General features: G+C 67.5%; 19 protein-coding genes. 8 read left to right on the forward strand and 11 right to left on the reverse strand.

Annotated elements, in window-relative coordinates; all coding sequences use genetic code 11:
• Positions 1-3: 3 nt before the first annotated feature.
• Entirely contained in the window at positions 4-921 is a 918-nt protein-coding gene (locus CFB34_RS02915; protein WP_089443558.1) for a LysR family transcriptional regulator, read from the reverse strand.
• A gap of 110 nt (positions 922-1,031) precedes the next feature.
• On the opposite strand from CFB34_RS02915, the gene CFB34_RS02920 reads away from it, so the two are divergent.
• From CFB34_RS02920 to CFB34_RS02930, 3 genes are all read left to right on the forward strand, one after another.
• Positions 1,032-1,631, forward strand: a complete 600-nt coding sequence (locus CFB34_RS02920; RefSeq protein WP_089443559.1) for an NAD(P)H-dependent oxidoreductase — start codon at positions 1,032-1,034, stop codon at positions 1,629-1,631.
• Positions 1,632-1,718: 87 nt separating this feature from the next.
• Positions 1,719-2,555 carry an ion transporter gene (locus tag CFB34_RS02925; RefSeq protein ID WP_089443560.1) on the forward strand — a complete coding sequence of 279 codons (837 nt, stop codon included), beginning with the start codon at positions 1,719-1,721 and terminating at the stop codon, positions 2,553-2,555.
• A 144-nt stretch (positions 2,556-2,699) separates the two neighbouring features.
• Positions 2,700-3,188, forward strand: coding sequence for a heme-binding protein (locus CFB34_RS02930; protein WP_089443561.1), 489 nt, complete (start codon positions 2,700-2,702; stop codon positions 3,186-3,188).
• A gap of 3 nt (positions 3,189-3,191) precedes the next feature.
• Here the strand turns inward: CFB34_RS02930 and CFB34_RS02935 are convergent, their stop codons facing one another.
• Both CFB34_RS02935 and CFB34_RS02940 read right to left on the reverse strand, forming a co-directional pair.
• On the reverse strand, positions 3,192-3,443 hold the full coding sequence (locus CFB34_RS02935) for a hypothetical protein (protein WP_089443769.1): 252 nt from the start codon (positions 3,441-3,443) through the stop codon (positions 3,192-3,194).
• 20 nt (positions 3,444-3,463) lie between these two features.
• Entirely contained in the window at positions 3,464-4,132 is a 669-nt protein-coding gene (locus tag CFB34_RS02940; RefSeq protein WP_089443562.1) for an NAAT family transporter, read from the reverse strand.
• Positions 4,133-4,468: 336 nt separating this feature from the next.
• Here CFB34_RS02940 and CFB34_RS02945 point away from each other — a divergent pair, with 336 nt between their 5' ends.
• Positions 4,469-5,155, forward strand: a complete 687-nt coding sequence (locus CFB34_RS02945; RefSeq protein ID WP_089443563.1) for an SDR family oxidoreductase — start codon at positions 4,469-4,471, stop codon at positions 5,153-5,155.
• Positions 5,156-5,264: 109 nt separating this feature from the next.
• On the opposite strand, the gene CFB34_RS02950 is transcribed toward CFB34_RS02945, so the two are convergent.
• The 6 genes from CFB34_RS02950 to CFB34_RS02975 form a co-directional block, all read right to left on the reverse strand.
• On the reverse strand, positions 5,265-6,257 hold the full coding sequence (locus CFB34_RS02950; protein WP_242808551.1) for a serine protease: 993 nt from the start codon (positions 6,255-6,257) through the stop codon (positions 5,265-5,267).
• 302 nt (positions 6,258-6,559) lie between these two features.
• Complete coding sequence (gene uraH / locus CFB34_RS02955) at positions 6,560-6,898, reverse strand: hydroxyisourate hydrolase (RefSeq protein ID WP_089443565.1); 339 nt, start codon at positions 6,896-6,898, stop codon at positions 6,560-6,562.
• A 31-nt stretch (positions 6,899-6,929) separates the two neighbouring features.
• Complete coding sequence (locus CFB34_RS02960; protein ID WP_089443566.1) at positions 6,930-7,445, reverse strand: hydroxyisourate hydrolase; 516 nt, start codon at positions 7,443-7,445, stop codon at positions 6,930-6,932.
• Positions 7,446-7,482: 37 nt separating this feature from the next.
• A complete protein-coding gene (locus CFB34_RS02965) occupies positions 7,483-8,199 on the reverse strand; it encodes an outer membrane beta-barrel protein (RefSeq protein ID WP_089443567.1) in 717 nt (238 codons plus the stop codon).
• Between the two features lie 130 nt (positions 8,200-8,329).
• Entirely contained in the window at positions 8,330-8,977 is a 648-nt protein-coding gene (locus tag CFB34_RS02970; protein ID WP_089443568.1) for a response regulator, read from the reverse strand.
• Positions 8,974-10,407 (reverse strand): ATP-binding protein, encoded by a 1,434-nt coding sequence (locus CFB34_RS02975; RefSeq protein WP_089443569.1) that lies wholly within the window; start codon positions 10,405-10,407, stop codon positions 8,974-8,976. Before CFB34_RS02975 ends, CFB34_RS02970 begins: the two co-directional genes overlap by 4 nt.
• Before the next feature lie 476 nt (positions 10,408-10,883).
• Between CFB34_RS02975 and CFB34_RS02980 the strand changes: the two genes are divergently transcribed.
• The 4 genes from CFB34_RS02980 to CFB34_RS02995 all read left to right on the forward strand — a co-directional run bounded on the left by CFB34_RS02980 (position 10,884) and on the right by CFB34_RS02995 (position 20,557).
• Positions 10,884-11,675 carry a winged helix-turn-helix domain-containing protein gene (locus CFB34_RS02980; RefSeq protein WP_242808552.1) on the forward strand — a complete coding sequence of 264 codons (792 nt, stop codon included), beginning with the start codon at positions 10,884-10,886 and terminating at the stop codon, positions 11,673-11,675.
• Positions 11,676-11,782: 107 nt separating this feature from the next.
• Entirely contained in the window at positions 11,783-14,794 is a 3,012-nt protein-coding gene (locus tag CFB34_RS02985) for a sensor histidine kinase (protein WP_089443570.1), read from the forward strand.
• Between the two features lie 201 nt (positions 14,795-14,995).
• Entirely contained in the window at positions 14,996-19,639 is a 4,644-nt protein-coding gene (locus CFB34_RS02990) for an ESPR-type extended signal peptide-containing protein (protein ID WP_242808553.1), read from the forward strand.
• Between the two features lie 228 nt (positions 19,640-19,867).
• Entirely contained in the window at positions 19,868-20,557 is a 690-nt protein-coding gene (locus CFB34_RS02995) for a response regulator transcription factor (RefSeq protein ID WP_089443572.1), read from the forward strand.
• Between the two features lie 136 nt (positions 20,558-20,693).
• Here CFB34_RS02995 and CFB34_RS03000 read toward each other — a convergent pair whose 3' ends face one another.
• Complete coding sequence (locus tag CFB34_RS03000; protein WP_089443573.1) at positions 20,694-21,413, reverse strand: response regulator transcription factor; 720 nt, start codon at positions 21,411-21,413, stop codon at positions 20,694-20,696.
• 268 nt (positions 21,414-21,681) lie between these two features.
• A complete protein-coding gene (locus CFB34_RS03005; RefSeq protein WP_089443574.1) occupies positions 21,682-22,404 on the reverse strand; it encodes an OmpA family protein in 723 nt (240 codons plus the stop codon).
• Positions 22,405-22,464: the final 60 nt, after the last annotated feature.

The following is a 22,464-nucleotide window of genomic DNA, read 5'->3' on the forward strand; positions in this document are numbered from 1 at the left end:
TCGTCACATCCGTGCCTCGACCGCGGCCAGCCGCGCCGGCAGATGTTCCAGCAGCGCATCGACGGCGGCCCGGACTTTCAGCGGAAGATGCAGCGTGTAGGGCCACACTGCGTGAATCGGAAAGATCACGCCCGGCCGATCGGGCAGCAGCTCCCGCAACGTGCCGCTGCGCAACGCGTCACGCACCAGCCAGTACGGCAACCATGCGACGCCCAGATCCGCAATGGCCGCATCCATCAGCGCGCTCAAGTCGTCGGACAGCAAACGAACGGCGGGCTGCAATTCCACCCGCTGACCGTCGACGATGACGGGCCAGCGATGCACCTGGCCGAAACGCGTATAGGCCAGCGCCTTGTGCCGTTCAAGTTCCTCATAGGTCGAGGGTTCGCCGCAGCGGCTCAGGTATGCCGGCGATGCGCAGAACGCCATCCGGTGCTCGCCCAGCGGACGCGCCACCAGTTCGCTGCTGTTCGGCAACGTGCCGACGCGAACCGCCAGGTCGAAACGCTCCTCGACCATGTCGACGGAACGATCGCTGAACGACAGGTCGAGATCGAGCTCGGGATGCGCCTTCGCCAGATCGATCAGGATCGGCGCCACACACAGATGACCGAAGAGCGTCGGCATCGACACGCGCAGGCGCCCCTTCATCTGCCATTTGCCGGTTTCCAGCAGCGCTTCGCCGGCCTGGATCTGCTCCATCGCGCGCAGGCAATGGTCGTAGAACAACGCGCCTTCGTCGGTCAGGCTCTGGCTGCGCGTCGTCCGCTGAAACAGCACGACGCCCAGCCGCTCCTCGAGGCGCGCGATGCTCTTGCCGACCGCGGACCGCGTGATGTGCAGCCTCTCCGCGGCTTCCGCAAAGCTGCTCGCTTCCGCCGCGGCGACGAATACATCGATGCCCTTCAGGTTGTTTCGCATGCGATTGAGGACAAATACGCTACACAGTGCGTCGATCTTATCGCTTTTGGAGATAAAAGGTGGCTGATAGGATCGGTTCCAGTCCTCACCTTCGCAACGGAGCACCCCGCATGGCACGCATCCTCGTCCTTAAATCGAGCATCAACGGCAACCATTCGCAAACCGGTGCGCTGATCGACACGTTCCTGGCCGAGCGCCGGGCCAACGGCCATGCCGACGACGTGATCGTGCGCCATCTCGTCGACGCCGAGCTGCCGATGCTCGACAGCGAGCTGTTTCATGCGCTGCGCGGCGCGGCCAATCCGAGCGAGCGCGCGCAACGGGCGATCGTGCTGTCCGATGAACTGATTGCCGAGCTCAAGGGTAGCGACCTGCTGCTGATCGGCGCGCCGATGTACAACCTCAACGTGCCGACCCAGTTGAAGAACTGGTTCGACCTCGTCGCACGGGCACGCGTGACGTTCCGGTACACGGAGACCTATCCGGTGGGGCTCGTCGAAGGCATCAGCGCGATCGTATTCAGCTCCCGCGGCGGCGTGCACGTCGGCCAGGACACGGATGCGGTCACGCCGTACCTGCGTGCCGTGCTCGGCCTGATGGGTATCTCGGACGTGGAATTCGTCTATGCGGAAGGGCTCGACATGAAGCCGCACGGGGTCGAGGCCGGGCTGGCGAATGCACGCCGGCAGATGGATGCGCTGCACGCGTGAGGCCGGATCGCGCGCGGCGGAAAGCGCGACGCCGAAATCAGACACGTCCGATTGGCCGTGCCGGATGCGATCCGTAAACTCCGGCGCATGATTTCCGCACTCCAGTCCACCTTCGACGCGCTGCGCGACACCGTCGCGCGTTGCACCCGGCGCCCCGCGTTCCTCCGCAACCTCGACATCGTGGTGCTCGCCCTGATCGTCGCGAGCGTGCTCGTCGTGATGGCCGACAGCGTGCACGACCTGCACGAACGGTACGGCCACGCACTCTATGCGGCCGAATGGGCGTTCACGTTGCTGTTCACGGTCGAATACGTGGTGCGATTGCTATCCGCACCCAAGCCGCTTCACTACGCGCGCAGCTTCTTCGGCATCGTCGATCTCGTGTCGATCCTGCCCACCTATCTCGCGTTCTTCTTCCCCGGCCTGCATGCGCTGATCGACGTGCGGCTGCTCCGGCTGTTGCGCGTGTTCCGCATCCTCGGGTTGTCGATCTATCTCGAGGAAGGGCAGATGCTGATGCGGGCGCTGACCCGCGCGCGGCGCAAGATCTTCGTGTTCATCGGCGGGATGTTCGTGCTGACCGTGATTCTCGGCACCGTGATCTTTCTCGTCGAAGGGCCCGAGAACGGCATCACGAGCATTCCGGTGGGCGTGTACTGGGCGGCCGTGACGATGAGCACGACCGGCTACGGCGACCTGACGCCGCATACGCCGCTCGGCCGGCTCATCACGTCGTGCGCGATTCTGCTCGGCTACGGGATCATCGCGTTTCCCACCGGGATCATGGGCGCGGAGCTGGTGGCGTCGGCGCTGGAGCGCACGCGTGTCAACGCACGGCAGGCCACAGGCGATGAACCGTGCTGCCCGCATTGCGGTGTCGCGCTGCCGGCGCGCGGTGCGAGCGACACGCCGAATCAAAAATAAGCCCCGTCCTATTCAGCTTCACCGCCCCCTGATCGAAACTGGGCGCATCGAGCGGTTCGGTCGCTGCATCGCCGGTCATCACGACACGCGATGCGCACCGTGAATCCACCGCTCGCCTTTCTGCCATTTCGATAAGGAGTTCACATGATCATTCGATCGACCCTGGTGACGCTCGCCGCTGCCACGCTGACGACCGCCGCTTCCGCCCAAGTCCTTCAGGAAAAGAACCTGCCGCTGAACCTCGCCAGCGAAATCGCGCATCAGACCGTGCAGGCCTGCTCCGCCAACGGCTACAACGTAGCCGTGACCGTGGTCGATCGCAGCGGTCTCGCACGCGTCGTGCTGCGTGGCGACAACGCGGGGCTGCATACCGTCGACGCATCGAAGCGCAAGGCCTATACGGCGCTGTCGACGAAGACGCCGACCGGCACGCTCGCCGCGAACCTGCAAAAGAACCCGGCCGCCGCGCAGATGACGGCCATCGACGGGTTCCTGGTGCTGGGCGGCGGCGTGCCGATCAAGGCCGGCGACGACGTGATCGGCGCGGTGGGTGTGGGCGGTGCGCCGGGCGGGCATCTCGATGAAGCCTGTGCGCAGCAGGGGATCGCGCGCGTTCAGGCGAAATTGCTGTAACGGCTATGCCCGGATTGCGGCAAGTCGAACCGGCAACGCAACGTTACCGCGTGACGACTCCGGTTCCGGGCGCCGCCGTGGAATGTCTGCCGTGCCGGACAGTGTCCCGCCCAGCGCCGCGAGACGTCGGGCGGCCTCGACACGCACCAGCGTGTTGATGACCTCCTGCAACACGTCCGCTTCGTTCACCCCTGGTCCGGCCGTTTGCACGGCCTTCGCAAAGAGATCGCCGTCGATCGTCACGTTGAGCCACATGGCCAGCCCCTCATCCCGCCTCATCCCGCCTGCCCGCCCAGCGTCTGTGCGAACGCCGCCAGCCCCGTCAGCATGATCTGCACGCCCACGCAGAGCAGCAGGAACGCCGACACCCGCATCGCCACTTTCGTCCCTTCGCTGCCGAGATAGCGCGCAAGCGTCGTCGCGCGGCGATAGATCTGCCAGATCGCGAACGCGACCAGCGCCGCGACCGCGACCGACACCACCCCCGACGCCAGATAGTCGGCAACCGTGCGCGCACGGTTCGCATGCAGCGCGATGCCCGCCGCGATCGAGCCGGGGCCGATCGTCAGCGGCACCGTGAGCGGGAAAAATGCCCGCGCCATCAGCTTCGGCAGATCGTCGCCATGCACGGCGCTGTCGCCGCCCGGCACGTCGGGCGCGTTGAGCATCGACCAGCCGGCCACGGCCACCGCGAAGCCGCCGCCGATCCGCAGCGCTTCCATCGAAATCCCGAAGAAGTTCAGCACCGGCGCACCGATGAAAAAGATCACGAGCAGCGTGAAGAACACGTTCGTCGCGAGCTGTTTCGACAGCGTCGCGCGCTCGGCCTCCGTCAGCGATTGCGTGCGTTCGAGAAACACGAACGCCATGCCGAACGGATTGATGATGCCGATCAGGCCGGTGAAGCCGAACAAAATTTCAGGAATCAGGCGGTCGACCGGCATCGCGATCGTGCTCCTCGGTAACGGACAGGAAATAAAAAAAGGCGACCGGTCGAGATGACCGGCCGCCAGAGGACACACCTCAAAGTCCGGCGCGCTCGGGGGGCGCGCCGACCCGCAGACCCCCGATTGTCGATGAAGCACGGCGCTCGGGAAATCAGTCGAGTCTGATTTTGTACAGGCAACGCGCGAATCCCGTCGGACGCGCACACCCCCCACAAATAAACCGGCATGCGCGCGCGGATCGCCCCTCCGCTTATCCGACTGGTCCGATTGAACCGGCTTCCCGATGCAGGTTAGATTGCCCGGAACCCGTCACACTTCAATCGGAGGACACGCATGAAAACCATCTTCATTACCGGCGGCACGAGCGGTATCGGCGAAGCCACGGCCCGACTGGCCGTGGCCGAAGGGCATCGGGTGTATGTCACCGGTCGCCAGCGCCAGCGGCTGGATGCTTTCCTCGGCTCGTTCGATGCGCAGGCACGCGAGCGCGTTACCGGCGACATCGTCGATGCGGCGTCGTGGGAACAGACGCAACACGCGGTGCAGGCCTGCATCGATCGCTTCGGCGGGCTGGACGTCGCGTTTGCCAATGCCGGGTTTTCGTCGCGCGGCGACCTGCTGACCGGCGACCCGGAAAGCTGGCGCGACATGGTGATGACCAACGTGCTGGGCGCCGCGCTGCTGATCAAGGCATCGCTGCCGGCATTGACGGAACGGCGCGGGCATTTCCTGTTTACCGGCAGCACGGCCGGGCGCAAGGTCTATCCGGGCAATCTGTACACCGCCACGAAATGGGCCGTCACCGGGCTGGCCGAGAGCCTGCGGCAGCAGGTCGTCGGCAGCGGCGTGCGCGTGTCGGTGATCGCGCCCGGTCACGTCGACACGCCGCTGTGGGCCGAGACGCCCGATGCGATGATGAAGCCGGACGACGTCGCACGTGTCGTGATGTGGGTGCTCAAGCAACCCGACCACGTGGATGTCAGCGAATTGATCATTCGCGCGCTCGGTCAGTCGTTCTGACCGGCGGCCGCGCCAGGCGGCCGACACCGCGATGTCCGAACAGCCCTTCGCTCCCGACCGGGAGCGAAGGGCTGTCGACGTTCGCGATGCCTCGCGCTTTACGCGCCCGTCAGCGTTCCGTCAGACGGGTGTGCCCAGGCAAGTTGACCGTGAGATCCATGCCGCCTGCCGCCGGTCGCGCCGTGTCGCGCGTCGCCGCGAGCCATTGCGTGAATTCGGCTGCGGTCATGCCGACTGCCTGTGCGGCGCTCGATGCCGGTGCAGCCGGCGACACATCGGCCGCCGTTGCCGCCTGCTGCGCGTGCGCCGCCGCACCGTGAGCCGCAACCGCTCCGTTCTGCCCGCCACGCGCGCTCTGGGGCATGCCGCGCGCGGTCTTGCCGCGCAATGCGACCGCGGGCTGCGCCGTCGCGCGCGACTTCACGGCAACCGGCTTGCCCGCCGACGATGCACGGCCCGCAAGCGCTGCAGGCGCGGGTGCCGCCACTTCCGCAACGACGGCATCCGACGCGACGACCATCGCAACGTCCACCGGTGCGCTCGCCGACGCATCCGCGCCGGCATGCAACGCTCGGGATTCCGCGGCGACGGCTTGCGTCGCCGTCGTCACCCGCGCATCCGTCGGTGCCGAGTGATCCGCCGGCACGATCGCCACTTCCGCCGGCCGACCGGTCGCGTGCGCCACCTCGGCTGCCGCGACGGCCGCGGTCGGCGCGATCGATATCGCCGCCGCGTACACGTTGCCGGGCGTCGCCCCATGCTGGCGCTCGTCGATCAGGTGCGTCGCCACCACGCACACCACGCCGAACATCGCGGTGGCCAGCAGCGTCATCTTCCAGCGGCGGCGCAACGGATGCGGCCTGACCCACGCGCGGTTGTCCGAACCGAAATCCTCGGCGCGAACCGGCCTGGCGACCCTCGCCGCCTTCGCGCCGCGTGCCGCCGCGGCGGCCGGCACGCGTCGCTGGCCATGGATATCGAAAACGTACTGTCGCGCGCGCCGGCTCGCCACGAACGGCCGACGTCGCCGGCCATACGGCGGCGGCACGTCCGAGAACGGAAGCGCCAGCGGAATCGCGTAATGCCCGGTGATGTCCTGCATGCTCATGATGTCGGCGACGTATCGCGCAGCATCCGCCGCGGCAATCCGTACGTGCTCCTGTAGTTGAATGGTCGGCTTCGAGTATCGCCGTCGGGCCGTCGCCGGACAATCGGACCAGGCCGTATCCGAGGCGACACGGAGATCGGCCCAGTCCTACAGTCGTGTCAAGCATCGTCAAGCGCATCGGCACGGTGTCCTGCCGCGTCCGGTTCGTTGCGATGGCCCGATCCTGTCGGCGTCGCGGAGCACCGGACGGTCGAATCCGCGCGGGGCCGACGGCCTGCCATGCGCGGCCCGGCCGCTCAACTCCCGCGATACACCGACGCGTACCACGGCGTACACAGCAGCGGCACGTGATAGTGCTGCGCCGGATCGGCCACCGTGAACCGCACGGGTACGACGTCCAGCAGCGCGTCCGGCACGTTGAAATGCTCGCCGAGATGAAACCGCAACTCGAACGTCCCGCTGCGCGCCAGATCGCCGTCGAGCATCGGCGCGTCGTTGCGCCCGTCCGCGTTGCTGACGGCCCGCGCAACGAGCACCGGCGGCCGCTCGCCGACGTCGAACAGTTCGATCCGCACGCCGGTGATCGGCTTGCCGCTGGTCACGTCCAGCAAGTGTGTGCTGATGCCAGCCGCCATGTCGCGCTCCTTTTACGTTGTCGCGGCGGGCTCACGTGCCGCGGTAATACGTGTAGTGCCACGGGCCGAACTGCACCGGCACGTGCAGCCGTTGATCAGCACTTGCGATCCGGAACCGGATCGGCACCGTCGTCAGGAACGACGGCTTCGCCCCTTGCGCACCGATCGCGCGATCGCGGTAATACGCGTCGATGTGCAGCAGCAGCGCGTACGACCCGGCGCGATACGCATCACCTGCGAGCAGCGCGCCGCCCGTCCCGCCGCGTGCGTCGACGGTCGCCGTGCGCAGCGGCACCTCGCGTTCGCCGTCGACGCGCGACAGCTCGACGCGCAGCCCCTCGGCCGGCACGCCGCTCAGCATGTCGACGATGCGCACCGTCAGGTCGGGATGCGCATCGCGCCACTTGCCGCGCATCCCGCCCCACGCCTCGTCGGTCGGCGCGGCTTCAGCTGCCCCGGCGGCCGCCGAGGCCAGCACACCGCCGCCCGCGAGCGCCGCCGTCGCCAGCACGAGCCTGCGTCGCCCCGAATCGATGGCGTCCTTCATCTCCCCTGCCTCCTCGCGGATCGGTTCGATCCCGCGCTCAGAACCGGCCGCGCAACCCGATGAACACTTCGTTCGACGACAGATTCGACTTCAGCTGTTCGTCACGCGCGTTGATGCGGTTCGCGAACGTGTTGAAGCCCGTCTCGACGTTGCCCATGTCGACATAGCGGTAGCCGAGATCGATCGAGAAACGCTTGTTGATCGCGTAGCTGACGCCCGCGCCGGCCGAGTACGTGAGGTTGGTTTGCGTCTTCGACGCGAAGCGGCGCGAGTCGTTGGTCTGCCAGCCATCGGCCGACACGATCGCGACACCGATGCCGAGCGTGCCGTACACCGAGAAGCCGCGGCCGAGATCGAAGTCCTTGAAGCCGTTCAGCATCAGGCGCTGCGCCGACACGTGGAATTCGTTCGCGTTCGCGTCGAACGGCGCCCAGTAGCTCGTGAAGTTGTTGGTGCGCTTGAACACGTATTCGCCTTCCGCGCGCCAGCCGTTGCCGAACTGGTAGCCGAGGCCGAGCGAGCCGGTGAGGTTCGAGCCCGTGTCCGGGCCGCCGACGCGGCTTGCCACGCGCGGGCTCGTCAGCTCCATGTTCACCGCGTTGTCGAACGCGCCGATGATGCGGCCCGTCGCGTAGTAGCCCGCGTCGCCGAGTTCGGCGGCCTTCTTCGTTTCCGGCGCGGCGACGGTGTCGGCGAAAGCGGCACCCGAGAACAACAGGGCGAGCGTGGACGGCAGGGCAAAGCGCTTGATCATGATGAGGTCGATTCCTTGACGATGAGTGACTTGTCGGAGAAGCCGTCATCGTAGGAATCGCGCCGCGATCGTTGAACCCGTTCGGCTACGGGTTGCGCCTCCGTAGCTCTACGGAGGCGTGAGAGAAACGCTAAGGCGACGACGCACCCGCGAACGCCGCGTAATCGCGCACGAGCTCGACGAGCGACGCAGCCTGCAGCTTGTCGAACACGTTCGCGCGATAGGTCTCGACCGTGCGTGGCGACAACCCGAGTTCGCGCGCGATCTCCTTGTTGCTCCAGCCTCGCACGATGCCGTCGAGCACTTCCCGTTCGCGCACGCTCAGCGTCGCGATGCGCGCCTCGCGCGCCGGGTCCGTGCCGGCGTTTGCACCCTGTTCGCGCTGCGCCGCGTGCTGGCGGATCGCCTGCTGGACCGCGTCGATCAGCTCGTCGTCGTCCACCGGCTTGCGCAGAAAGTCGAGCGCGCCGCGCTTGAACGCGCGCCGGCACGCGTCGATGTTGCCGTGGCCCGTCATCACGATCGCGGGCAGGTCGCGGCGCGCGCGCAGCTCGTCGAGTGCGTCGAGGCCGCTCATCCCCGGCATGCGGATATCGAGCAGCACGCAGCCGAGCGCTGCATCGTCAGCATCGACGAGGAATGCCTGCGCATCCGCGTAGCAACGCGTCGGCAGGCCGACGGAGCGCAACAGCAACGCGAGGCCGTCGCGCACGGCTTCGTCGTCGTCGACGATCGCGACGACCGACGCGTCGGGTAGCGCATTCAACGGTTCGCTCATGCGACCTCCTCTTCTGCCAGCGGCAGCAACAGCGTGGCTTCGACGCCGCCCGCCGGTAAATTGCGCACCGTCAGCGTGCCGTCCTGCCGCTGCGCGAGCGTGTCGCACAACGGCAGCCCGAGGCCAAGCCCGTGCGTGCGGGTCGTGAAGAACGGCTCGAACAGGCGCGGCAGTGCATCGTCCGGCACGCCGGGGCCGTTGTCGACGACGCTGAAGCGGTAATGCCGGCCGACCCGCGCACCGCTCACGCGGATCTCTCCGCGCGGTGTGCCGGCGAGCGCATCGCGCGCGTTCTGGATCAGGTTGTGCAGGATCTGCTCGACCGCACCCTGTTCGGCGAACGGCCGCTCGCGCGGCGCCGCGTTGTGCCAGCCGAGTGCGACATGCTCGCGCGCGCAGTCGTCGCGGTACAGGAACAGCAGCATGTTCATCACGGCATCCGGATCGATCGCATCGCGCTGGCCGGCGCACGCGGACGTCACCGCCGCGCGCAGTCGTTCGAGGATCGCCGCCGCGCGCTTCGCCTGCGCGACGCTCGTCTGCAGCGCGCGGCGCACGCTGTCGTGTTCGGCGGGACGATCCAGCAGGCGCTCGGCTGCGCGAGTGTGCGTGACGATCGCGGTGAGCGGCTGGTTCAGCTCGTGCGCGAGGCCCGCGGCCATTTCGCCGAACGTGTCGAGCCGGCCGAAGCGATCGAGCCGCGCGCGGGCGTCCTCGCGACGACGTGCCTCGCGCAACCGCCAAGCGACCCACGCGCCCGCGACGAGCAGCGCGGCCACCGCGTTCCACAGCGCGATCGGCAGCCACGGGAGGTCGGCGATCGTCAGTGTGCGCGTCGTATGCAACACGAACGCCTGCGGCTGCGCGGGCAGGTGCTTCTCGAGGTGCATCGTCCAGCCGGGTAGCGCGCTGCCTGACTCACGCGACAGCAAATCAATTCGACGATCGCGCAGCGCCAGCGCCGCCGATGAGATCGCCGACGACCAGTCGCCTGGCGGGATCATCTGGCGCGGATCGACCCGCACGGCCCAGCCGGAATTGGCCACCAGCCAGTAGGCGGCGCCGCCGTCGAACATCAACGTGAACGGCTTGCCGGGCCTCGGCTGCGGCGTCATGGCGGGCGTGGGCCCACCGTCGGCCTGCCAGCCGGCGCCGCGCCGCCAGTACGCGAGCCCGTCGAGCTGCGGCATGCGTTCGCGCAGGTTGTCGAGCATGTGCGCGGGCGGCGCCGCAAGCGACGACGCGCCGAGCGTCGCGAGGATCGCCTCGTGCTGTGCGGCCTTCTGCGCGAGCAGGCGGATCGTGATGCTGGAATCCTGGAAGAAGCGGCCGTACGCGTCGGCGACGGCGCGCGACACGACGAAGGCCGTGCCGGCGAGGCTGAGCGCGAGCCACGCGAGCAGCGCGACGAGTCGGACGGAAGGTGTCATGAGCTAGAGCGGTTCGGCAATGGAAGACGCATCGCGAGTAGCGCTGCACAGCGCGGTGGACGGCCGACGCGATGCGGCGAAGGCGGCGAATGCCGCGGACTCGGTGCCCGCATTCCGCCGCCACACGCGACGCTCTCCATTGTCGGCAAGTCCGCACAGCCCGTGGTCCGAACTCCGTTATGTTTCCTGTCAGCCCCGTCCCAAACATGGCGCTCACCGGCAACGCCACCCGCAATTTCAGACCGGTCTGATTCTCTTCAGACGCCGAACCGACCACAATCGGCTTGCTTGTTCTCCGTGGCCTCCGGGAGTACAGGCTCCATAGTCGATATTTTCCCGCCCTCACCGGCGGGACTTTTTTTGGACGGCATCGCGCCGCTACCGCCCGGAACCCGTCCGGCCATGATCCCGCTTCCCTTCATCCGATCGCGAACGCACACCGCGACCGCACCGCGCCGGCTTCGCCCTTCCGCATCGTGATCGACACGCCCTCCACTTCCATCGCGATCCTGACGATCGACCACCCGAGCCGCGGCGCATTCGACGATCGCCTGCGCCGCGCGGGCTACGGCTACGACCGCCTGCGCATCGACGACATCCTGCGCCGGTCCGGCTACCGTCCGGCGCGCTTCGAGTATCTGCCCGACCTGCTCGCGGCCTGCGACACGCAGTCGTTCGACCTGTTCATCGTGCAGTGCGAAACCGCCTGCTGCCGCACGCTCGACGCGATCCGCGCCCTGCGCGCGCGCTTTGCCGGCACGGTCGCGATCGTGTCGATCAGCCAGCGCGATGCCGACGCGTCGCGCAGCGCGTGCTTCATGGCCGGCTCGAACGAGCACCTGCCCTACGCGTCGCCGGCCGACACGCTGATCGCGAGCATCGCGACGTGGCTCAGGTGGTCGCATCACCGCGCGACGCACCATCGCCACTGGCGGGTCGGCTGCTTCGAATTCGACGCGGCCACGCGCAGCGTGTGCGTCGCCGGCCGCGAGCACGTGCTGACCGAGAAGCACTTCCAGATCGCCACCGCATTCTTCCTGAACCTGGGCCGCGCGCTCGACCGTGCGCACGTGAGCCAGCTCGTGTGGGGCTCGCTCGTCGCATCGCAGAGCCGGCGGCTCGATACGCACGTCGCCTACCTGCGCGACCGGCTCGAACTCGACGGCCGGCACGGCGTGAAGATGATGACGATGTACGGCTTCGGGTACCGGCTCGTGACATGCGAGCCCGTGACACCTTCCCCGGACGCACCCGCCGCGGAACGATAGTCGCGCCACCGCGCGCGTTGCACGCCCTCGCAAGCCTGACAGGCCCCATTGCGCGCTGATCGGACTCCATTATCATGGGGGCACCTTGGCCGACCGCCCCGCCCGCAATGGACCACCGCGCTGCCTCCGATCCATCCCGCCCCGCCGGCGGCCCGTCAGCCGACTCCACACCGGCCGGCCGCCGCCAGCGCGCGCTGCTGTACGGCGGCGGCGCCGCCGTGACCGTCGCGATCCTGCTCGCCAGTGGGCTGATGCTCTACACGATGGCGCGCGAAGCGATCCAGGCGCGCTATACGACGTTCGCGGTGCGCCAGTTCTTCGTCCAGTTCGAATTCAAGATGCGCGCGGCCGCGATGGACACGCTCGTCGCGCACGACGAAGCCGTGTGGCACGAACGCCCGACCGACCCCGCGCGCGTCGCCGAGCTGGCAGCCGGGCATGGCCGGCTCCTGATCCAGGGCAGCCCGAGCTACCCGCCGTCGCTCGTGCTGGCCGACCTGTCGCCCGAGCACCCCGCCGCGTCGTTCGCGCGCGATCTCGCGATGGCGACCGACATGGTCTACCGCTCCGGTGCGTATGTCGCAAAGCACGATGCCGACCGCGCGATCGCCGGCTACACCTATCGCCCCGACCACCGCTTCGTGGTCGTCATTCCGAAGCCCGCGCAAACCGATGCGCTGACCGCGTCGGCGACCGTCAATGCCGAGATGCTGCTCGACAAGCTCGCGACCGGCCTCGTCACGCCGCCGCAAGGCCGCTACGAGTGGCACGCGCCGTACTTCGACCCCGTACAGCAGCGCGAGGTGTTCCGGCTCGTCGGCGCGATCTACGACGGCAACGTGGTGCGCTCGAATTTCGTGTCGACGCTGCCCAGCGAAATCGTGCGCGAGCGTCTCGCCGTCGGCGGCGACGCCGATGCGAGCGACGCGGCAATCCTCGTCGACGCGCAGGGCCGCACGCTGCTGCGTGCCGGCGCCGCCGTCGACGACACAGCGACGCTCGCGTCGCTTGAGCGGCTCGCCACGCGCATGCGCGCGGCCATCGACCGGGGCAGCCCGCGCACGGGCTACAGCGACCGCCTGTTCACACTGAGCCAGCCGATTCCCGACACCGGCTGGACGGTCGTACAAGCGTTCACGCTGGGCTCGCTGCTCGCGACGCTCGGCCTGCGCGCGGGTGGCTATGTGGCGATCATGCTGGCCGCGATCGCGATTGTCTGGTGGCTGCTCGTGCGCTTCGACCGCCGCGTGCTGAAGCCCGACGAAGCGCGCCGCCGACGCACGATCGAAAGCGAGAACCTGAACCGCACGATCGTCGAGGCCGCGCCGTCCGGTATTGCACTGCTGTCGCTCGCCGACGGCACGGTGCTGCTGCAGAACGACACCATGCGTGACTACGACGCGCGCCGCGCCGGTGAGCCGTCGCTGCCGGCGAGGCTGCTCGAGCGCTTTGACCGCACGGCCGATCCCGATACGTGGCAGTCCGGCCTGCACGTCGCGCTGCCCACCGCGGGCGGCGACGCGATCGACCTGCTCGTCAGCCTGGTGCGCACGCGCTACCGCGACGCGGACGTCGTGCTGGCCAACTTCTCCGACATCACGTCGCAGAAGAACGTCGAACGCGAACTCGACAACGCGCGGCAGGCGGCTGACGCAGCGAACAATGCGAAATCCGCGTTCCTCGCGACGATGAGCCACGAGATCCGCACGCCGCTGAACGCAATCCTCGGCAATCTCGAACTGATCGGCCGCGAGCCTTTGGCCGATACGCAGCGCGAACGGCTGCATACGGTCGAAGGCGCTTCATCGGTGCTGCTCGACCTGATCAACGACATCCTCGACCTGTCGAAGATCGAAGCCGGCCAGATGACGATCGAGGCGATCCCGTTCGATCTCGCGGACACGATTCGGCAGACCGGCGCGATGTTCGAGCCGCTGGCCGCCGCGAAGGGGCTGCAGTTCGACGTGTTCGTCGACGATGCGCTGCCCGCGCGCTACCTCGGCGACCCGACGCGGATCCGGCAGATCGCGGCCAACCTGCTCGGCAACGCGATCAAGTTCACGAACCACGGGGAGGTCACGCTCGAGGTGTACCTGCGCGACGACACCGATCCGGATTCGCCGATCGCGATCGGTGTGAGCGACACGGGCATCGGGATGACCGACGAACAGCGCGCGACGCTGTTCCGCCCGTTCACGCAGGCCGACACGTCGATCACGCGGCGCTACGGCGGCACGGGCCTCGGGCTCGCGCTGACGAAGCAGCTCACGCAGATGATGCACGGCGCGATCGACGTGAAGAGCGAAGCCGGCCACGGCAGCACGTTCGTCGTCACGCTGCCGTTGAAGCCGGCAACCGGCGAGCAGATCGCCGCGCAGGACGCGCAGCACGCCCACGATGCCGCGGCGCTGCCGTCGGTCGCCGCGCGCGTGCTGGTGGTCGACGATCATCCGGTGAACCGCAAGCTGCTGCAGGGGCAGCTCGTCACGCTCGGCTATGCGGCGGACGCGGCCGAGGAAGGGGCGTCGGCGCTGCGGCGCTGTACCGATACGCGCTACGACCTCGTGATGACCGATCTGAACATGCCGGGGATGGACGGCTATACGCTCGCCCGCGTGCTGCGTGCGCAGTATCCGGAGTTGCCGGTGGTGGCCGTCACCGCGCATGCGAGTGCAGCCGAGCATGCGCGCTGTGCGGAAGCGGGGATCGTCGCGGTGCTGGTGAAGCCGGTGCTGCTGGAGACGATCGACCGCACCGTTCGGCGGCATGCGCATGCGGTGCCTGCACGGGCGGCGGCCGCGCGCGCGCTCGTCGATCTGGCCGAAGGCCCGCTGCCGCCGGACGTGCATGCGCTGCTCGAAAAGAGTCTCGGGCAGTCGCTCGCGGCCGCTCGCGAGGCGGTGGCGCGTGACGATACCCCGGCACTGCGCCACGAACTGCATTCGCTGCGCGGCGCGTTCGCGACGATTCATGAGCACGCGGTGGCCGATGCGGTCGGCGCGTTGCAGGCGATCGTGCATGAAGGCGATATGGTGTCGTTCGATGCGCGGCTTGCGGAAATGGAACGCCTTGCTCGGGATGCGTTGCAACGGCGCGCGACGCAAGCGCCTTCTGCCTGAATACCGCTTCCCAGCCCTCGCGGGCCGGTCTCTCCCCTCCCTCCTGTTTGCGTTTTGCGGGCCACGCCCGCAACGCCGCCGCACGCATGTAGGACTGGGCCTACACGCACGCTATCTCGAATCAGCCGTGGACGACTGATTAGGACGAGGCCGATCCCTACCATCGGTTTGTGAACTGACAAACCGTAAGGAGTAGGGCAAATGAACAAGACTTATCGCAACATCTGGAACGCGACGACCCGCACGTGGACAGCCGTGGCCGAGACCGCGAAGTCGCATTCGAAGGGCTCGTCGCGCGCGGCGCGGCAGGCCGTGATCGCGATTGCGCTGGGCGGTATGGTAGTCGGCGGGGCGGCCGCGGCGGAAGTATGCAAAGCGGAAGATGGCTCGAGCGGGACGGTCGATTCGGCCGGTGTGTGCAAGGTCGCCAATTCTGGCGCAATTGGAGCAATAAGTTCGGTTGGGACGTTGGCGGCACTCGATGACGCGCTCATCAAGGTCGGGGCCGGACCGGATGCAACTGTAAGCGGGCGTCCCGCCAACATCGCGATCGGGGCCGGTGCCTCATCGACCGGAGGCTCGGCGAATAGCGCCACGATCGCCATTGGCGAAGGTGCCACTGCGTCGGGCAATGCGAGCGCTATCGCATTCGGCGCAACAACTCGCGCAACGGCGCAAGCCGCTATTGCCATGGGTATTCGTGCGAGCGCAGCGAGCTCAAACAGCATCGTCGTTGGTCAAGATTCCGGCGTGGATACCAATTCGACGTCCAGTCTCGCGCTGGGTCCCGCCGCTTGGGTTCGCGGAAATATCACTGGTACGACCACCACGACGGCCAACAACAGCATAGCAATCGGCTCCAACGCCTCCGTGACGAGTACCGCCGCTGCCAACGCGAACAACAGCGTTGCCATCGGCAGCAGCACTCGTGTCACGGCAGACGGTGCGGTCGCGCTCGGCTCGGGCTCCATTGCTGATACGGTCAACACTGTTTCGGTCGGAAATGGTACAACGCAACGCAGAATCGTCAACGTGGCCGCTGGCCTGAACAACACCGATGCCGTGAACTACGGCCAGATGAACACCGCGCTGTCGACGAAGGTCGACGACACGCTCATCAAGGTCACGGGCGCACAAGCGGCATACGCAGTTGGCGGAACGACAGCAGCGGTCGGTATCGGCAGCGGTGCCTCCGCGATCGGCAATACGAGTACGGCACTCGGCCCGAGCGCAACGTCGCAGGGCCAATCGTCGGTGGCGCTGGGCTCCGGCGCAAACGCGAACGGCACCGGCGCAATGTCGCTCGGCCGACTCACGTCCACTAGCGGCAACTACGCAATGGCGCTCGGCAACCAGTCATCCGCCGTGGCAGCCAGCGCGATCGCACTCGGGAATAGCGCGACCGTCGCGACATCGGCCACGGGCTCGGTCGCGATCGGTCGACAATCTTCCGTCGGTGAGAACGTAACCGATGCCGTTGCGATCGGCTCGGGTTCCATTGCGACTCTCAACAATACGATTTCGGTCGGCTCGGCTGGCAATGAACGCCAGATCACCAACGTCGCCGCCGGTATGGCGGACACCGATGCCGTGAACGTCAGCCAGATGAACGCGCGTTTCGTGACGACCGATGCCGCGATCAATGCGACGAAAGCGGATCTGTCGACGACCACTGCCCAGGTGGCCGGACTCGACATCGACATGAAGGCCGCGCAGCGCGACATCGATACGCACACCAACAATATCGCAACGATCAACGACCAGCTTGCCGGCTTGTCGGACGGCACGATCGGCCTCGTCAAGCAATCGGCTGCCGGCACGAACCTCACGGTCGGCTCCGATACCGACGGCGCAGCCGTGGACTTCAGCAGCAAGACGGGCACCCGAAAGCTCGCCGGTATCACGGCCGGCGATGTCTCGGCTGCCAGCAACGAATCCATCAATGGTTCGCAGTTGCATGGCGTCGCCGACAGCGTCGCATCGGCGATTGGGGGCGGCTCGACCGTCAACGCCAACGGCTCGATATCTGCCCCGGCGTTCACGGTCGGCGACGGCAGCGGTGGCACCAAGGTCGTCAACTCGGTCGGTGACGTCGTCACCAACCTCGACAGTCGCACGACGACCAACGAAGGCGACATCAAGAAGCTCGCCGACGATATCGGCAGCGGTACCGTCGGTCTCGTCCGGCAGGCCAACCCGGGCGACGACATCACCGTCGGCGCGGACACCGACGGCAACGCCGTGAACTTCAGCAGCAAGACGGGCACGCGCAAGCTCACCGGCATCACGGCCGGCGATGTGTCGACGACCAGCACCGACGCGGTCAACGGCTCGCAACTGCATGGCGTGGCGGATAGCGTGGCATCGGCGATCGGCGGTGGCTCGACCGTCAATGCCGACGGCTCGATCTCTGCACCGAGCTTCACGGTCGGCGACGGCAGCGGTGGCACGAAGATCGTCAGCTCGGTCGGCGACGCCGTCACCAACCTCGACGGTCGCGTCACCGACAACGAAGGCGACATCAAGAAGCTCGCCGACGATATCGGCAGCGGTACCGTCGGCCTCGTCCGGCAGGCCAACCCGGGCGACGACATCACCGTCGGCGCGGACACCGACGGCAACGCCGTGAACTTCAGCAGCAAGACGGGCACGCGCAAGCTCACCGGCGTCACGGCCGGCGATGTCACGGCGGCCAGTACTGACGCCGTCAACGGCTCGCAACTGCATGGCGTCGCCGACAGCGTGGCGTCGGCAATCGGCGGCGGCTCGACCGTCAATGCCGACGGTTCGATTTCGGCACCGCGCTTCACCGTCGGCGACGGCAGCGGCGGCACGAAGATCGTCAACTCGGTCGGCGATGTCGTCACCAACCTCGACGGTCGCACGACGACCAACGAAGGCGACATCAAGAAGCTCGCCGACGATATCGGCAGCGGCACCGTCGGCCTCGTCCGGCAGGCCAACCCGGGCGACGACATCACCGTCGGCGCGGACACCGACGGCAACGCCGTGAACTTCAGCAGCAAGACGGGCACGCGCAAGCTCACCGGCGTCACGGCCGGCGACGTCTCGGCTGCCAGCACCGACGCCGTCAACGGCTCGCAACTGCATGGCGTGGCGGACAGCGTCGCGTCGGCGATCGGCGGTGGCTCGACCGTCAATGCCGACGGCTCGATCTCGGCACCGTCCTTCACGGTCGGCGACGGCAGCGGCGGCACCAAGGTCGTCAACTCGGTCGGTGACGTCGTCACCAACCTCGACAGTCGCACGACGACCAACGAAGGCGACATCAAGAAGCTCGCCGACGATATCGGCAGCGGTACCGTCGGCCTCGTCCGGCAGGCCAACCCGGGCGACGACATCACCGTCGGCGCGGACACCGACGGCAACGCCGTGAACTTCAGCAGCAAGACGGGCACGCGCAAGCTCACCGGCGTCACGGCCGGCGATGTCACGGCGGCCAGTACTGACGCCGTCAACGGCTCGCAACTGCATGGCGTCGCCGACAGCGTGGCGTCGGCAATCGGCGGCGGCTCGACCGTCAATGCCGACGGTTCGATTTCGGCACCGCGCTTCACCGTCGGCGACGGCAGCGGCGGCACGAAGATCGTCAACTCGGTGGGCGACGTCGTCACCAACCTCGACGGTCGCGTCACCAACAACGAAGGCGGAATCAAGAAGCTCGCGGACCAGCTCGGCAGCGGCACGGTCGGCCTCGTTCGGCAGGACGCGACGACCGGCATGATCACGGTCGGCGCGGGCGGCGCCGGCTCGGTGGTCAACTTCGCCGGCAGCGGCGGCCCGCGCGTGCTGTCCGGCGTCGCGAACGGCGTGCACGACGACGATGTCGTGACCGTCTCGCAGCTCCGTGCGACCGGCCTCATCGACTACACGGGCAAGGAAGTCGGCGCGGTCACTTACGACAGCGGCCTTTCGTTCGATTCCGTGACCTTCGCCGGCACGGACGGCACGGTGCTGAAGCAGGTCGCGGCGGGCTTCGTCGGTCGGGACAGCATGGAAGCCGTCAACGGCGGCCAGCTCTACGCGCTGCAAGAGCAGTTCGCGAAGCAGTATGGCGATCTGTCGGGCCGCTTCGATGACCTGTCCAGCCGTGTCGGTGAACTTGAAACCAATCCCAACCCGGGCGACCCCGGCACGGGTGGTCCGGGTGCCGGCGGCCCCGGCACGGGCGACGGTTCGACCGTCGTCGGCGAAGGCGCGGACGCATCGGGCAAGAACAGCTCGGCCATCGGCAACGGCTCGGTCGCGTCGGGTGAAAACAGCTCGGCCGTCGGCCAGGGCTCCGTCGCGTCGGGCGACAACAGCTCCGCCATCGGTCAAGGCTCGGTCGCATCGGGCGAAGGCAGCACCGCGCTTGGCCAGGGCGCAACGGCATCGGGCAACAACTCGATCGCGGTCGGCCAAGGCTCGGTGGCCACCGAGGCGAACACCGTCTCGTTCGGCGACGGCACCGAAGCGGGCAACCGCCGGCTCGTCAACATCGCGGACGGCATCAACGCGTCGGACGCGGCGACGAAGGGCCAGCTCGACCGCGCAATGGAATCGGTCGACCAGCGCTTCAACGACACGAACCGCGCGATCAACGACGTCGCGAAGAACGCGTACGCCGGTATCGCGGCCGCGATGGCGATGCCGAACATGACGCCGTCGCAGCCGGGCAAGACGGTCGTCGCAGTCGGCGCCGCGAACTTCAAGAGCGGCTCGGCGATCGCGGCCGGCGCGACCTACCGTTCGCGCAACGGCAACTGGCTGGTGAACGGCGCGACGTCGATCACGTCGGTCGGCGACGTGGGCGTGCGTGCGCAAGTCGGCTACGAGTTCTGACCGGACGGCTCCGCGCAAGCGGAGCGTCGACCCGAAGCGGGGGGAGCGATCCCCCGCTGTTCGGCCGACGGCCAGTGGCGATTCCTCCGAGTTGCCACCGGCCGTCGGCGCGACGGGATCACGTCCGGGTCGCCACCGTGCCGCCCGCGACCGCACCAACCGCGCCGACTCCAACCCCAACGACGCCGAACGCGCGCCACCCGGCTCAGCGCGACGCGTGAGAACCACATGAACAAAACCTTCCCCATCCGCATCGTGATCGCCGACGACCATCCGGCGATCGTCATCGGCGCGCGCTACGAACTGTCGGCGACGAACACCGTCACCGTGGTCGCGACCGCGCACAACTCGACTGAACTGATGGATGCGCTCGCGAGCCAACCGTGCGATGTGCTCGTGTCCGACTATGCGATGCCCGGCACCGACTACGGCGACGGGCTCGCGTTGTTCACGGCCGTCCTGAAGCGCTTTCCCGGCCTGAAGATCGTCGTGATGACGATGATGGAAAACGCGGTCGCGCTGCGCGCGCTGATCAACCTCGGCATCGCGTGCATCGTCAGCAAGTCCGACCTCCCGAATCACCTGACGATGGCGATTCACGCCGCCTATACGAGCGGCCGCTACCTGTCGCCGTCGATGGACAAGATCCTGCGCAACGCGGGCAGCGTGACCGGCAAGGCGCCCGCGCTGTCGGTGCGCGAGGTCGAGGTGATCCGGTTGTTTGCGTCGGGACTGTCGGTCAACGAGATCGCCGAGAAGCTGAATCGCAGCAAGAAAACCATCAGCACGCAGAAGAGTTCGGCGATGCAGAAGCTCGGCATCGAGCGCGACGTCGATCTCGTCCGCTACGCGATCGCGTGCGGGCTCGTGACCGATTACGGGTATGCGTCGGCGCAGCCCGCCGGCGAAGCGGACTGATCGAGCCGAAAACTTGAAATGAAAGAATCGGCACCCGTGCGGTGCCGATGTGTTCGCCCATGCCGTCGTATCGCTTCGCGGCAAGGATGGGCCGCTGCGCGCCGCCATCCTGGGGCGCGTGACGCGATGCGCTCGGTCAGGCCGGGTCGCCGCCCTGCGTGCCTTCCGCTTCCCCGCTGCGCCCTTCGCTGCCCGCGGCGGCAACGATCCCGTTCTCGATCGCGTAGCGCAGCAGGTCGATGTCCTTCTCCACGCCGATCTTTTCCATCGCGCGCGCCTTCTGCGTGCTGATGGTCTTCTTACTGCGGCTCAGTTTCTCCGCGATTTCATTCACCGTCAGGCCCGACGCATACAGGCGCACGACCTCGATCTCGCGTGCGCTCAATTCGCGCTTCTGGTCGACGGCCCGCGCGCTCGAATGTGACGTGAGCGTGCGCACGACCTTCTCGACCGACGGCGAGTAGTAGGTGCCGCCCGTCGCGGCCGCGTGAATCGCCGGAATCAGGTGATCGACCGTATCGGATTTGCTGACGATGCAGGTGATGCCGAGGCGCGTGAGCGCGCCGATCACCGCCGGGTTGTCGAGCATGGTCAGCACGACCAGCTTCGCGGCCGGGTAATTGCGCTGCAGGTAGGAGAACAGCGTGATGCCGTCGCCATGCGCGCCGCCCGGCATCGCGTAATCGGACACCACGACGTCGCATGCACCTGCGTCCAGCAGCCGGATCAGCTCGGTCGAGCTGCCGGCCTTGCCGGTCAACTGGATCGTCGGCACCGACGACAGCCCATGCTCGACCCCGGCGAGCATCGCCGGATGGTCGTCGGCCAGTACCACGCGTATCAGATAGCTTCCCATAGTCGTCCAGATTTGCGCGGCCTGGCGTCGTGGCGGAAACCGCCACGCGCCGGCCGGCGACGGCGCTTGCGCGCGTCGTGGATCGTAATTGGGCGCTATCTTCGCATGAAACCGGGGTGGTATCCATGGATCGGGCCAACGGGCCCGAGCCGGGTTGTGCGGACGCACAAAAAAGCCGCCGGCTCGTTGCGAGCGGGCGGCTTCGGGAAAATGCCAGGCCGGGGAAGCAGGCGCGTCAGCCGCGCCCATCACTCAGCGCATCGTCAAGTCATCGCGCGTCGATCCGGATCTCGACGCGACGGTTCTGCGCGCGGCCTTCGGCCGTTGCATTGGTCGCGACCGGATCGGCGGCACCCATGCCCTCGGACTGGAACGACTGCGCCTTCAGGCCGTTGCTGCTCAGGTAGCTCATCACGTTACGCGCCCGCGACGCCGACAGCGCGAGGTTGTGCGTCTTGCCGCCCGTCGAATCGGTGAAGCCGGTGACGGTCACGCGGCGGAATTCGATACCACGGTTGATGTCGATGAAGCGGTCGAGCTGACCACGCGCCTGCGGCGTCAACGCCGCGCTGTCGAGCGAGAAGTTCGCGTCGCCTTGCAGCAGCACCTGGCGCTGCGGAACCGGCTGCGGCGCGGGGGCCGGCTGCGGTTGCGGCTGCGCGACCGGCGCAGCGACGGGCGCCGGCTGCGGCTTGCCGCACATGAAGGTGATTTCACGCGGGTCCTTCATCGGCGCGCGGCTGTACACGCGGTCGATCATCTCGAGCGGCGTGAAGCCCTGGCCGCGGCAGAATTCCTCGGCCGCCTTGGCACAGGAATTGGCGCTGCCCAGCAGCCCGTCGCAGCTCACGCGGAACACGTTGTCCGGCTTGCCCGGGATCGATACTGCGCGGATGTCGTAGGTGATGCCCGATTGCGTCGCACATGCACCGAGGGCCATCGCGATCGCGCCAGCCGACGCGGCGCGCAACAACAAGGTGGAAATTTTCATGGGAAAACGTCCGCCCGAAGGCGGACGACAAAAAACGGATTAATGGAAATGGATCGGGAG

The sequence above is a fragment of the Burkholderia sp. HI4860 genome (assembly GCF_002223045.2).
In the GTDB taxonomy this organism is placed as follows: domain Bacteria; phylum Pseudomonadota; class Gammaproteobacteria; order Burkholderiales; family Burkholderiaceae; genus Burkholderia.

Excerpts from the sequence above, each read along its gene's own strand:
- CFB34_RS02915 (WP_089443558.1), bottom strand. The coding sequence starts at position 921 with ATGCGAAACAACCTGAAGGGCATCGATGTATTCGTCGCCGCGGCGGAA.
- CFB34_RS02920 (WP_089443559.1), top strand. The coding sequence starts at position 1,032 with ATGGCACGCATCCTCGTCCTTAAATCGAGCATCAACGGCAACCATTCG.
- CFB34_RS02925 (WP_089443560.1), top strand. The coding sequence starts at position 1,719 with ATGATTTCCGCACTCCAGTCCACCTTCGACGCGCTGCGCGACACCGTC.
- CFB34_RS02930 (WP_089443561.1), top strand. The coding sequence starts at position 2,700 with ATGATCATTCGATCGACCCTGGTGACGCTCGCCGCTGCCACGCTGACG.
- CFB34_RS02935 (WP_089443769.1), bottom strand. The coding sequence starts at position 3,443 with ATGTGGCTCAACGTGACGATCGACGGCGATCTCTTTGCGAAGGCCGTG.
- CFB34_RS02940 (WP_089443562.1), bottom strand. The coding sequence starts at position 4,132 with ATGCCGGTCGACCGCCTGATTCCTGAAATTTTGTTCGGCTTCACCGGC.
- CFB34_RS02945 (WP_089443563.1), top strand. The coding sequence starts at position 4,469 with ATGAAAACCATCTTCATTACCGGCGGCACGAGCGGTATCGGCGAAGCC.
- CFB34_RS02950 (WP_242808551.1), bottom strand. The coding sequence starts at position 6,257 with ATGCAGGACATCACCGGGCATTACGCGATTCCGCTGGCGCTTCCGTTC.
- uraH (WP_089443565.1), bottom strand. The coding sequence starts at position 6,898 with ATGGCGGCTGGCATCAGCACACACTTGCTGGACGTGACCAGCGGCAAG.
- CFB34_RS02960 (WP_089443566.1), bottom strand. The coding sequence starts at position 7,445 with ATGAAGGACGCCATCGATTCGGGGCGACGCAGGCTCGTGCTGGCGACG.
- CFB34_RS02965 (WP_089443567.1), bottom strand. The coding sequence starts at position 8,199 with ATGATCAAGCGCTTTGCCCTGCCGTCCACGCTCGCCCTGTTGTTCTCG.
- CFB34_RS02970 (WP_089443568.1), bottom strand. The coding sequence starts at position 8,977 with ATGAGCGAACCGTTGAATGCGCTACCCGACGCGTCGGTCGTCGCGATC.
- CFB34_RS02975 (WP_089443569.1), bottom strand. The coding sequence starts at position 10,407 with ATGACACCTTCCGTCCGACTCGTCGCGCTGCTCGCGTGGCTCGCGCTC.
- CFB34_RS02985 (WP_089443570.1), top strand. The coding sequence starts at position 11,783 with ATGGACCACCGCGCTGCCTCCGATCCATCCCGCCCCGCCGGCGGCCCG.
- CFB34_RS02990 (WP_242808553.1), top strand. The coding sequence starts at position 14,996 with ATGAACAAGACTTATCGCAACATCTGGAACGCGACGACCCGCACGTGG.
- CFB34_RS02995 (WP_089443572.1), top strand. The coding sequence starts at position 19,868 with ATGAACAAAACCTTCCCCATCCGCATCGTGATCGCCGACGACCATCCG.
- CFB34_RS03000 (WP_089443573.1), bottom strand. The coding sequence starts at position 21,413 with ATGGGAAGCTATCTGATACGCGTGGTACTGGCCGACGACCATCCGGCG.
- CFB34_RS03005 (WP_089443574.1), bottom strand. The coding sequence starts at position 22,404 with ATGAAAATTTCCACCTTGTTGTTGCGCGCCGCGTCGGCTGGCGCGATC.